Here is an 11,875-nt window from a genome sequence, read left to right as displayed (position 1 = left end):
ATTAGTATCCTGATACCTTAAAATCTGTGGTAAACATAAGTCCAGGAACAAACTCAACGGGTGAATTGCTTTTGGAATGGTAAACTAGACCATATAAATGTCCAGGGTAGTCAGCTATAAAGATTGAAAAACTTGGTGTATTATCGTGGTATCCATTAATAATATAAGTACCAGCCGAATCAATTATAGCAGAATAATAATAGTCAATACCCGGGGCTCCCGGTACTAATGGATTTGCTACATCGTGGAAGACCTGATAGGACACCATGTCATCATATGTTAAGATATTTTTAATTTTCATACCGCTATTTGAAGCTGTATCGCTTACCCATCGGTTAAAATAAGTAAGACCATGTGTCTCTGAGACTGTTGCTCTTACTTTTTTAACATGGATATTTTGACCACCATAAAAACTAGACGTAGTTACCATTTTCGTGCGATATCTTACGCTAAATATTTTAGGATCTTTTCGTGAATCGCCCAAAAATGTCGAATAATGATAAATAGGAGCCACTACAAAGTCATACGGTATCCAAGTGTGTGTTATTAAAGCATATGTTGGTTGGAATTGAGGACCAGGGTCATCAGCAGCATAGGCAGTCTTACTGAAACCGGTCCGCTCTAAAAATTTGCTCAATGTAGAAGATTTTTTATTATTGAAATTATTATAAAAGCCCAAAATATTTTCTTTATAATTGGGTTTTAGTGTTTTAACATTCAGAATAAACTCATAATTTTTAATTTCTAATTGTTTTTCGATTTTTGGGGAAATTTTTATTTTATATTTTTTTGCCTTACTTTTAATCTCTTCTAATTCCGACGTATCTCGTTTCTTTTTTCCAATGATCTTATATGCATAACGTTTTTGTGGTTCAATTTTAGTGTCAATAAATTCTTTTTTTAGATTTTCCCCCACAAGTTCTTCATCCCTATAAACATCATAAACGAGATTGTCGTCAGGTAGCTTATCCCAAGAAAGTTCAACTCTATCAAAGTAAATAATACTCTGAACTACCGCGTTTTCCATCGATTTATTTTCTAGTTCATTACTATCAGTGTTTTTCGTAAAAGTATGTACTTTGGCAAGTTCTATAATTTTTCCTTTATTATCATAAGCTACAATAGTAAATCTATAAGCAACGTTTTTTTCTAAATTCTCACTCAAATACCTATTTTCTTTTCCACTCCATAAAACTTCATCAGCTTTTGCACCAGGCTTTAGAACAGAATAATAATCACCAACATCAGACCAAGTTAATCTTATAGAGCTTGTCTCACTCTTAACTTTGACATCCAAATTTTCCTTAGCATACAGTTTACTCCCACTAATTAAAAATAATAAGAAAAAACACGTTGTAGAAAAAATAATCTTCTTCATACAAATCCCCCTATCCAGATAATTCCTTTTACAATATACATTAATTTAATTGGGTTTTCTACAAAATTCGGAAATTTTTTTATAAATTTACATTTTTTCATAAATTTACATTCTTTATTGTGGATTAATAAGACTAAAGAAAAACCATTGATTAAAGGTTGTTACTTAAGTCATTTATTTTATTCCCCCCTTGTTTTTACTACCGCGATATTAAGGTTTAATGGACATCATTGGTTATACAAGTTGGGGGCCAATTGATATTGTTAGTGCATCCACTGGCGAAGTGAAAAAACGCTATGGGTTTATTTATGTAATTGCTTCTGATATTTAAGCAATGTGTTGTTTTAAATAATCAATCCGGTAGTTATCGTTAATTTCTCCGTTTGATTTCACTTCATCATTGGTGTACTGCCTGATATTTCACTTGTGTTTGATTTTCTCCATCTTGAAATACTAGACCACCACCAACATATGGCAGATGTAAGATCATATTGATTTCATTAAAAGGATCCAGTATTTCACTTTATCTATATAACGAGTAATTAACGTTTTTGCATACGTTTCAAAGAAACCTACTAATTTCCGGTTTTTCTAACTACCATATTTCCCCTCTAAGTGAACAGGTACATCAACGCACCCGATAGTTTAAGTAAATTTTCACAAAGTTAGTCATAAATCAGGAATGCTGTTCCGTTTGTTCAATAAGGAATAGTAATCTAATAATATAAAAGACTTGTCCCTAAGTTTTACTTGAAGAAACAATAAGCCCTGTTACAGTAAGGTTTTATACCAAAAGGTAGTATCACTTTCAAAAGTAAAGTAAGAATTTCTTGTTAGGTTACGTTTACAAAAATCAGTTAAGAAGGTATTTAGACCTGTAATAACAGCTTTATTCATACTTTAATTTTATTTCTTGTGTTTTGCGGTTTCGTTATGTGTTATTTGCCAAAAGCAGGTACAATTGGATTGGGAAAAGAATTGTAGTTCCATTACCTTGAACTGATTACGGACTAACGGGGGGAATTTTATGAGAAAAATTGTATTAGCTGGCGGAACAGGTTTTATTGGGGAGTATCTTAAAAACAGATTCATTCAATTAGGTTATGAGGTAATTATTATATCAAGGCAAAATCACACTGTTTCATGGGAAGATAGGCTTACCATTGTCGATGCTTTGGAAGGTTCGGAGCTACTTATCAACCTAGCTGGAAAATCTGTCAATTGTCGATATAATGAAAAAAACAAAACTGAAATAATGAAATCAAGGGTACTTACTACCTCAATCCTAGGAGAATGTGTACAATCATGTAAAAATCCACCTAGAGTATGGATGAATTCGAGTACCGCAACCATTTATCGCCACGCAGAAGACCTTCCTATGACAGAAGAGAATGGGGAGATTGGTACCGGTTTTTCTGTTGATGTCGCAATTAACTGGGAGAACACCTTTTTCTCTTTCAACTTACCTCATACCAGACAAATCGCCTTGCGCATTGCTATCGTTCTCGGAAAAGATGGTGGCGTGATGGTGCCTTATCGAAATTTAGTGAGATTCGGTCTTGGGGGTATTCAAGGAAATGGAAACCAAATGTTCAGTTGGATTCATATTGAAGATTTGTTTCAAATTATCCTTTTCTTAATCGAAAGGGAAGATTTGGATGGTGTATTTAATTGTTCTTCTCCAAACCCTGTTTCGAATCGTCAGTTGATGAAAGAATTAAGGCATGCCATGAATGTCCCCTTGGGTCTTCCTTCGCCCAAATGGTTACTGGAAATGGGGTCATTGCTCATAAATACGGAAACAGAATTGGTATTGAAGAGCCGATGGGTTATCCCAGAACGGTTGCAAAAGGAAGGTTACACATTCTCTTTTGAAAGTCTTGAAAGTGCCCTGAATCAAATTCTATAGTAAACTCGAACTTACTGATATCAGGTAGTAATGCTCTTATAGACATAATTTCTATTAATTCAAAGGAATTATTCCTGTTATTGAGCTGTACCCCGAATAATGGACACTTTGAAAAAGACGTCTGTCATTCGGGCTTTTTTGTGGTCCTACACCGAAACCCGTTTATAATCTTATGGAAGATATAAGCGGAGGAAATAAGTTTTAGTAATAAATTTACTAAACTACAAATGAAAAAATTAGAAGCTAAACGTAAGGAACTTGTATCCGGAACCTCCATTGCTTATTCATCTGATTTAAGATGTATCATATTGAAGCTTGTATTAGATTTTTGTATCTAGTTTTATTACCTTTAATTTCTTTATTAATTTACCGTCGACATACCAGAATAAAACCGAAACAAATACAAATAAAAAAACCAGAAAAATATTACTCATAACATACCTGGATAAAGAAAAATCAGCGTAATTTGGAGTTACAAAATACAAAATTGGAAGGAATAAAATACCTTCAAGAATATATAAAGAGAGAGGTTGAATCCTGTTTGTTTTACTAATTTTCGTTACCCATTCAATTAATAGTGAGCACGGTATGCCATAAAAGAAAATCACAATAAAAGGTAATATTGAATAAACAATCCATAACAACATTCCTTCGTTTCCGAAATCTGGATCATTCATTGAAGTGAGATAATATATACCTGCTAAAATAAAAACCAAGAGGACAGTAATACTTGAAACTATAAAAGCGGTTAATAACTTTCTAATAAACATATATGTACCCCTTTTTTAAAATGAAATAAGTACCCCTAATAAATGCTGAACCTTTATTTTATGAAAGATGCTCTACCGTTCATCTTAATAATTTGTCCGTGCTTCAAAAGGCACCATTTTCATTTAATTCCCTTTACAAACATATTTTACCGCATATTAACAGGAAAATGAGCAAACTTTATTCAACTAATCTGCCCCGTTTGCTTAATAAGGAATTGAACAAAAAGGTGCCTTAATCCTTCTGGATCAAAGCACCTATTAGATGAAGGAAAATACTTAAACTCCACCTTTTACTGGAACAAGTTTTAAAAACATTCGGTAAAAGTAAAAAGCAAAGAATGCTAGGATAATACTTAATCCTACATAGAAGCTAGCGTACTTATTCAACTCTGCGGTCGTTGTAACTTTTATAATATCGCCCATAAACTTTACATACAACCATTCACCAACTTGTGAATTAAAGTATCCGTATCCAGTTCCAAACAGGGAAATAGCCCATAAAGCAAGACAACCGGCAATTCCTAAAAATAACCATCCCTTTTTATTCATTTTCTCACCTCCATATATTGTTAAATAAGATTATTATTTATGCCAATAACAAAATCCTGCTTATTCCACTAACCTGCCCCGTTTGTTCAATAAGGAATTCAACAAAAAAGGGCGGTAATCCTCCTGGATTATCGCACCCTATAGTTTAAGTATATTTATTCACAAAGTTATTACAGGAGTGTTGCCCATTTAATTGAATAAGGAAATTTATTTACCTAATCCATTGTTTATAAGGTCAAATTCAAAATCCTCACAAACAACGTAATGTAGGATTCCATCAGAGTCATCTAAGATAATCATTAAGTCTTCGTTACCAATTTGCGATTCAACTTTATATTTGTTTCTTTCAGCATCTGTCGCAAATCTAGGTGTGCTGGATGACATAAAGGCATTCATTTGACAATTTATATGAAAAACCCCTTTAAAGGTGATTTCTAAATTATGATAATATGCCAAATTTGGACTTCCTATTAGTTTTAAATTATCTCCATCAAACTCGGTAAATCTATATTCATCAATTCCCAATTCATTTATTTTAATTTGAAGTTCGATAAGTTTATTGTCCATATACGCATTCCCCCTTTTATAGTTAGTTTTGATAAACTATCCTGCCACGTTAGTTAAAGTATTCAACCAAAAAGGGTTTAATCCTTTAATGGATCAACGCCCCGGCATCTTTAGCTAAAGAAGGAAAAAATAATGTTGACGTAGAATATACATCAAATCAACAAATACTGGTTTAAATCAACAAAACTAAAGGAGTTATTCTAATGAATACTATTTTTGAACCCTTACATACAGAAGAAATATTAAAACGCCTCGACAACTTAAGTGAAACTTCACGGCCATTATGGGGAAAAATGGATGTCGCTCAAATGTTAGCTCATTGCTCAGCCTTCCAAGAGATTCCTATGGGCTATTCTACGCCTCCAAGAGGTTGGTTAGGGCTAATAGTAGGTGGGTTCGCAAAACCCATTTTTTATAACGACAAGCCTTTACCACACAATATGTCTACTATACCAAGCATTTTAATAGCAGATAAAAAAGATTTCGAAATAGAAAGAGAAAAATTGAAACAACAAATTACAGCATTCCAAAAGAATGGACCAGAGGCTTGTTCAAATCACCCTCATCCTTTTTTCGGAAAACTTTCTCCTGATCAATGGGGTAGAGGGATCTACAAGCATCTTGACCATCATTTAAAACAGTTTGGGGTTTAGTTGCGGAATTTGAATTTTTTTCAATTATAGTTTGATGATTTTACTATACCTTCTTGAACTAACCTGCCCCTTTTGTTTAATAAGGAATTCAAAAAAGACGCTTAATCCTCCCTGGATCGACGAACATGTTACCTGAAATCTATAGAAAAAACTCAATAGCTAAAGCCTTTTCAATCGAGAGGGGCTTCTTAATTATATTACTGGTTTTAATGCTTTATAATGTTGAATGTGTATGCCAATATGTCCAATTCCAATAACGATAGCAGATACAATCAGCCATAGGACTTTACCATAGATGCCTAATAGTAAAAAAGCTAAAACTGGTAGACTTGCAAGAGGTACAGGAAATCCATAGAAACTGCGATAAAAATTCCATAATGTATTTTCATTCCTAAAATATCTAATCCAACAAAACTCATAAAGGACCATCAATGAAAAGGATATGATAAGCCAAATACTCCAAGGTGAAAATGATGATAAGTTATAGTCTGTAAAAATTAGTATACTGCATGAACAACTTATTTGCCCTATACGTTCTAGCAGCAATAGTACCTTGTTTTCCAAGGAAGGGTCGTAATCTAAAGGTGGATTCTTACTCCAAATAATATTAGGGATAAAAAGCATTAATAAATACGTTAGTCCCACATACGAAAAGCCCAAATGACCAAACATATTACTCCCCCTAGAGTAATTCCAGATTTATAACGGCCCCATAGACGAGACCTTATTACGGAATAAGCCCCTTACTGAATAAGGGGGGCTTATTGCACTTACTTATATAATGACGGCTGGTTAAATTCTATATCCTTTATTTCAAATTCAAACCATTGAAAGTCACTTTCTTCCTCATACCAAATAATAACTGATTTACTAGGGATCCGGATTCCTGCAAACTCTTTAAATTCCTTGTTTTCCCCACCCCAATCACTTAGGATGTATTTTCCATTAACATCTTTATACCGTTTTCCCAGAAAACGAAGGACATCTCCCTTTTCGTTAAAATAAAAAGTTCCGGAAACGGTACTCCCTTTGTATTCCATCGTAGCCTTTGCTGTGTTTTTATCAACTGCATCCCACTTGATATATGGGCTTAACGCAGCTGAAGGAAACCACATTAGCTCTGCAAGGTATCTCATCATGGTACCTGAGTTAATTTCGGGCCCCTCTGAATCCACGACAGGGAATATAGAAAGTAGCTTAATATCCATCTTACCCTTACCGTTTTTATAGGTGTCTAGACCCGACAATTTAACAAAAGGAGCCATTTTAACATCGGCAATCCATACGAACCCGGGCTTATCAACAGTAAAGTACTGATTGGCTCGTGAATGCATCCAAGGGCCGTCTTTTTTTATACGCATCCTTCCCTCTTGTTTTAAGCGGACTGTTTTAATTTGCTGTTTTCCTATGACTTTTGAATTCCTTAACCAATTTTGGACGGCAAATGGCAAACCTTTGAGGTCTTCTTCGTGAATTATTTTTATGTTCTTTACTTCAGCACTTTTAAATAATAATGCTGCAGTCTCCTGTGCATCCTTTTCAAACATAACACGGCCAATTTTTAAGATGGTTAACAATAAGAATAGAATTATTAAAATAATGATTAATGTTACCAAAATCGATTTTGGCATAAAATTTACCTCTTTCATAACTTTTAACTACATGATATCAAATATCGAAATTACCCTAAGCGACAAAAGTCATAAGATTTATAATCTTATGCATTATTTATTAAGTTTACTAAAGAAGGTAATAGATTATCCAAGGGGTTTGGCCTTATTGAGAAAACCAAGAAAAAATAAGCAAGTAAAAAAGAGCTGTATATTAGCCCTTTTTACTTTTCGTTATTGAACTATTCTGCCCCGTTTGTTCAATAAGGAATTCAAAACAAGGATGGACCGTTAATTGATTAGGCACGTTATAATTTTTCAACCGAAAATACTAAATCTGTAAAGTCAGTTTCAAAACCATAATCGTTACATTTATAGACTAAAATACCATTGTCATGTTCTTCAATTAACATTCCCGATGTATACCCTTGGGACTTGCTTCCGTTGCCCTTATCCCAGATATTATAAAGACTTAAATTTCCGTCGGTACTAAAACATTTACAAATTACTTCCTGTTGTGCAGTATCCTCCCAAAGCGTAACACTTGGAAATACTTCTTCACTTAATTCTGGGATTACAATTCCTTTGTCTGTTCTCAGCCATAGTCCTTGTCTATGAGGGGACCTTTTGCTGATAAATTTTACCCTTATTAGTTCCTCATCCTTTATCTTTAGTACATCCCAAAGGACAACATCCTTCATTCCCTTTTCTACAAATGCTTTATTAAATATTTTCTTTTGCCCTATTTCCATATTTACCTCACTATTATCTCTTTACATAAAATATTTTACTTGAACTATCCTGCCCCGTTTGTTTAATATGGAATTCAACAAAATAGGCGGTTAATCCTTCCTGGATCAACGCACCCAATAGTTTAAGTACATTTCTTCACAAAAGAATCGAAATGTGTAACAATGGCAATTTTCCGCATATAAATTTTCTTTTTGCAAAAATTAAGATTATCCATTTTAAAAAGGTGATAAAATGCTCCTTTCCATTTTTAGTTTCTTATTAGTTATCTTTGTAATTACCTTTTGTAACTATAAAAAAATACTTCACCTTTATGAAATTTTATTTATTTGGATGACCGTTTGGTTAATTACGCATTCTGTTTCATCTATTCTTATAATTAATTTGGAATTGATAAGCCTCTCAAATGATAAGAGTGATTTCTGGACTCATTTTTTCAAGAGGCTGTTGCTGTACCCGTTGATAATTATCATATTTTTCGATTTATATCTTAGGATAAAGAATAAAATTGGAAAAGTTACTATTTTAATTATTAATATTTGCTTTATGTCATCCCTTGAATTTTTATTTATTTTTTTAGGTGTACTTAAAAATAAGAATTTTAATTTAAATCATTCATTAATGGAATGGTCATTTACAATATTACTGACTTATATCTTGTGGCTATGGTACAGAAAAAAACGTTTAAAGAGGGATTAAAATGTTACTTTACTTTCCAGATAAATTTGATAAGAATGAATGGTCAATCTTAGTACTAGTTATTTTAAATATTTTGCTGTTTGTATTTTTGCCTAAAAGAATCCCTAGAGAAATTACACCATTGATTGTTTTACTAAGTATTTCATTTCCTAAGATTATAGACCATACGATGGCAGTCGCACCTTTTAATCTTTATGATTTAACAGATATGAAAAAATACGAATTGTTTGACGTAATTTTATATGGCGCTTATCCAGCCTTTGGATATCTCTTTGTATATTTATGGGATTATTACCGATTTAAAGGAGTTAAATTAGTATTATACTTACTTTCTTGGTCCATATTTGCAATAGTTTTCGAATTACTTTTAGTAAAACTCCAGGTATTTTTGTACACTGGTTGGAAAATAGCTTACTCGTTACCTGTTTATAGTGTTGTTCTATCACTTACATTTTTGTTTTATAAATTTATTACTTATTATCATAAAGAACAAAATTTAATAAACAATTAAGAATTTATACTCATTAAGGATTTTTTCTTCTTTTACTAACCTGCCCCGTTTGTTTAATAAAGATAGGTCTTTTACTGTGTTTTATTCATTCGTTCGTTAATTTCGTCCCCTTTAGAAAAATATGTAGTGAAAGAATGCAGACCTATCCCTGCATAGTGCCGCGTCTGAATACCTCTAATTGCTTACGGGATGCAGAATTCTTTCTCCAATGGAAAATGGAACATTTGCTGTTAAAAAGAAACTGTATCTTCCTGAAACTGTGGCAGAACAGATGACTGGAGCCGAAGCATTTTATAAAGATTTTCCTAAATAGGCAAAATCGACAGTTTAACGGAATGTACTTTCCCGGAAGAGAGTGATTTTGGCACAAAAAAGGGAACGATAAGTGAAAAGGTTTTTACAAAAATGAAGGAATTTTCAAAAAGAAAGAAGAATACAATTAATGGTATTGCTTCGTAAAACGATAGCTAGAAAGGAGGATCAATATGACGAATGAAACTGCAGTAAAAAAATTACCTGCAAGAAGCGAGGTTCCGGTTGAGGATACGTGGCGCCTTGAAGATCTCTTTGCGTCCGATGATGACTGGGAGAAGGAATTCCAGGAAGTGAAAGAGCTTATTCCAGGAGTAAGCGCCCATCGCGGAAAACTTGGTGAAAGCGCAGATAGCCTTTACACCGCTTTGCAGGAACACGACCAGCTCCTTGATCGGATTGGCAGTTTGTATACATATTCCCACCTGAGGTACGACCAGGATACCGGAAATTCCTTTTATCAAGGAATGGATGGCAGAATGAAGGCATTTTATTCCCAGGCGGCAAGCCGGCTTGCTTTTATCGTGCCCGAAATTCTTTCAATTGATGAGCAAAAAATCAAAGGATTTTTGGAGGGAAAACCTGAGCTTAAGCTGTACGAGCATGCCCTAGAAGAAATCAACCTCCAACGCCCGCATATTTTATCCGCTGAAAAGGAGGCGCTCCTGGCTGAAGCCGGTGAAGTAATGGCTGCGTCATCAAACACATTCGGTATGCTGAATAACGCGGACTTGGAGTTCCCACCAATTAAGGATGAAAACGGGGAAGAGGTCGAAGTGACCCATGGCCGCTACTCTAGATTCCTTGAGAGCGCGGATGCAAGGGTGCGCCATGACGCGTTCAAGGCAGTTTTTGATACGTACGGAAAATTCAGGAACACATTTGCGAGCACACTTAGCGGCCAGGTGAAGAAGCACAACTTCAATGCCCGTGTCCGCAACTATGATTCTGCCCGTCAAGCCGCGCTGGCCGCGAACAATATCCCGGAAACCGTCTATGACAATCTTGTTCATTCAATCAATAACAATTTGCATTTGCTGCACCGTTATGTAAAGCTTCGCAAAAAAGTGCTTGGCGTCAACGAGCTTCATATGTATGATTTGTATACTCCGCTTGTGAAGGATGTCAAGATGGAGATTTCGTACGATGAAGCCCGCGACCTCGTGTTGAAGGGCCTTGCACCGCTTGGCGAGGAGTATCAGAACATCCTGAAAGAGGGCTTTGATAACCGATGGGTCGACGTCCACGAAAACAGAGGGAAGCGGAGCGGGGCGTATTCTTCGGGTGCTTACCGTACGAATCCGTATATCCTGATGAACTGGCAAAACAATGTGCACAACCTGTTTACGCTTGCCCATGAATTCGGACACTCGGTCCATAGATATTATACAAATAAAACCCAGCCATATCCGTATGCCAATTTCAGCGTTTTCGTTGCCGAAGTCGCATCAACCTGCAATGAAGCGCTTTTGAATGATTACCTGCTAAAAACATTTGATGACGAGCAAAAGCGTCTGTACTTGCTCAATCACTTCCTTGAAGGATTCAGGGCGACTGTATTCCGCCAGACGATGTTCGCGGAGTTCGAGCACCAAATCCACAAGAAGTCCCAGAACAACGAAACACTTACGGCAGATTCTTTGACCAAGGATTATTATGAGCTGAACAAAAAATACTTCGGCGGCCAGGATATTACCATTGATGAAGAAATCGGCCTCGAGTGGTCAAGAATTCCGCATTTCTATCACAACTACTATGTTTACCAATATGCGACAGGCTACAGCGCAGCAACCGCATTAAGCAGGCAAATCCTTGAAGAAGGACAGCCGGCAGTCAACCGCTACATCGACTTTCTGAAAGCCGGTAGCTCCGACTACCCAATTGAGGTACTCAAAAAAGCCGGCGTCGACATGACCAGTCCGGAACCAGTCGACAATGCCTGCAAAGCCTTCGAACAAGCACTAAACGAAATCGAACAAATCCTAAGCTAATAATTAGGGGCCAGGCGCCATCTCCAATAGGAGGGTGCCTGGCCTCTTTTTAATCGTTAACGTAAATTCCTTGACCCGTATAGTATTGATATCAGGGAGTTGTTACACTATTTTCATTAACTTGTAGAACCTCTCCCTCAAATCTTCATATTTTCTCCTTTATGATTAATTGACTT

11 protein-coding genes and 2 pseudogenes are annotated in these 11,875 nt (G+C 35.3%); 5 read left to right on the top strand and 8 right to left on the bottom strand.

All coding sequences use genetic code 11. The features are described from left to right. Position 1: 1 nt before the first annotated feature. Positions 2 to 1,378 carry a DUF3238 domain-containing protein gene (locus AM500_RS03215; protein WP_053597915.1) on the bottom strand — a complete coding sequence of 459 codons (1,377 nt, stop codon included), beginning with the start codon at positions 1,376 to 1,378 and terminating at the stop codon, positions 2 to 4. Positions 1,379 to 1,598: 220 nt separating this feature from the next. Between AM500_RS03215 and AM500_RS25310 the strand changes: the two are divergent. Continuing rightward, positions 1,599 to 1,691: pseudogene (locus AM500_RS25310) on the top strand (family 1 glycosylhydrolase); the annotation flags it as partial. A 90-nt stretch (positions 1,692 to 1,781) separates the two neighbouring features. On the opposite strand, the pseudogene AM500_RS26015 reads toward AM500_RS25310, so the two are convergent. Beyond that, positions 1,782 to 2,023: pseudogene (locus AM500_RS26015) on the bottom strand (family 1 glycosylhydrolase); the annotation flags it as partial. Between the two features lie 382 nt (positions 2,024 to 2,405). Between AM500_RS26015 and AM500_RS03210 the strand changes: the two are divergent. Then, a complete protein-coding gene (locus tag AM500_RS03210) occupies positions 2,406 to 3,287 on the top strand; it encodes a TIGR01777 family oxidoreductase (protein WP_053597914.1) in 882 nt (293 codons plus the stop codon). A gap of 320 nt (positions 3,288 to 3,607) precedes the next feature. Here AM500_RS03210 and AM500_RS03205 read toward each other — a convergent pair whose 3' ends face one another. From AM500_RS03205 to AM500_RS03195, 3 genes are all read right to left on the bottom strand, one after another. After that, entirely contained in the window at positions 3,608 to 4,057 is a 450-nt protein-coding gene (locus AM500_RS03205; RefSeq protein ID WP_053597913.1) for a hypothetical protein, read from the bottom strand. 276 nt (positions 4,058 to 4,333) lie between these two features. Next, positions 4,334 to 4,606 (bottom strand): hypothetical protein, encoded by a 273-nt coding sequence (locus AM500_RS03200; RefSeq protein WP_053597912.1) that lies wholly within the window; start codon positions 4,604 to 4,606, stop codon positions 4,334 to 4,336. Between the two features lie 207 nt (positions 4,607 to 4,813). Continuing rightward, on the bottom strand, positions 4,814 to 5,173 hold the full coding sequence (locus tag AM500_RS03195) for a hypothetical protein (protein WP_053597911.1): 360 nt from the start codon (positions 5,171 to 5,173) through the stop codon (positions 4,814 to 4,816). A 203-nt stretch (positions 5,174 to 5,376) separates the two neighbouring features. Here AM500_RS03195 and AM500_RS03190 point away from each other — a divergent pair, with 203 nt between their 5' ends. After that, a complete protein-coding gene (locus tag AM500_RS03190; protein WP_053597910.1) occupies positions 5,377 to 5,826 on the top strand; it encodes a DUF1569 domain-containing protein in 450 nt (149 codons plus the stop codon). 192 nt (positions 5,827 to 6,018) lie between these two features. On the opposite strand, the gene AM500_RS03185 is transcribed toward AM500_RS03190, so the two are convergent. The 3 genes from AM500_RS03185 to AM500_RS03175 all read right to left on the bottom strand — a co-directional run bounded on the left by AM500_RS03185 (position 6,019) and on the right by AM500_RS03175 (position 8,188). After that, the gene (locus AM500_RS03185; RefSeq protein WP_053597909.1) at positions 6,019 to 6,498 is read right to left on the bottom strand and encodes a hypothetical protein; all 480 of its coding nucleotides are present in this window, start codon (positions 6,496 to 6,498) and stop codon (positions 6,019 to 6,021) included. Between the two features lie 98 nt (positions 6,499 to 6,596). Next, positions 6,597 to 7,457, bottom strand: coding sequence for a DUF6544 family protein (locus tag AM500_RS03180; protein WP_053597908.1), 861 nt, complete (start codon positions 7,455 to 7,457; stop codon positions 6,597 to 6,599). Between the two features lie 287 nt (positions 7,458 to 7,744). Beyond that, entirely contained in the window at positions 7,745 to 8,188 is a 444-nt protein-coding gene (locus AM500_RS03175) for a hypothetical protein (protein ID WP_053597907.1), read from the bottom strand. Between the two features lie 698 nt (positions 8,189 to 8,886). Here AM500_RS03175 and AM500_RS03165 point away from each other — a divergent pair. After that, positions 8,887 to 9,396 carry a hypothetical protein gene (locus tag AM500_RS03165; RefSeq protein ID WP_053597905.1) on the top strand — a complete coding sequence of 170 codons (510 nt, stop codon included), beginning with the start codon at positions 8,887 to 8,889 and terminating at the stop codon, positions 9,394 to 9,396. Positions 9,397 to 9,881: 485 nt separating this feature from the next. Then, positions 9,882 to 11,699, top strand: a complete 1,818-nt coding sequence (gene pepF / locus AM500_RS03160; protein WP_053597904.1) for an oligoendopeptidase F — start codon at positions 9,882 to 9,884, stop codon at positions 11,697 to 11,699. Positions 11,700 to 11,875: the final 176 nt, after the last annotated feature.

Source organism: Bacillus sp. FJAT-18017, from assembly GCF_001278805.1.
In the GTDB taxonomy this organism is placed as follows: domain Bacteria; phylum Bacillota; class Bacilli; order Bacillales; family Cytobacillaceae; genus Bacillus_D.
This window is presented reverse-complemented; position numbering and strand designations above follow the sequence as displayed.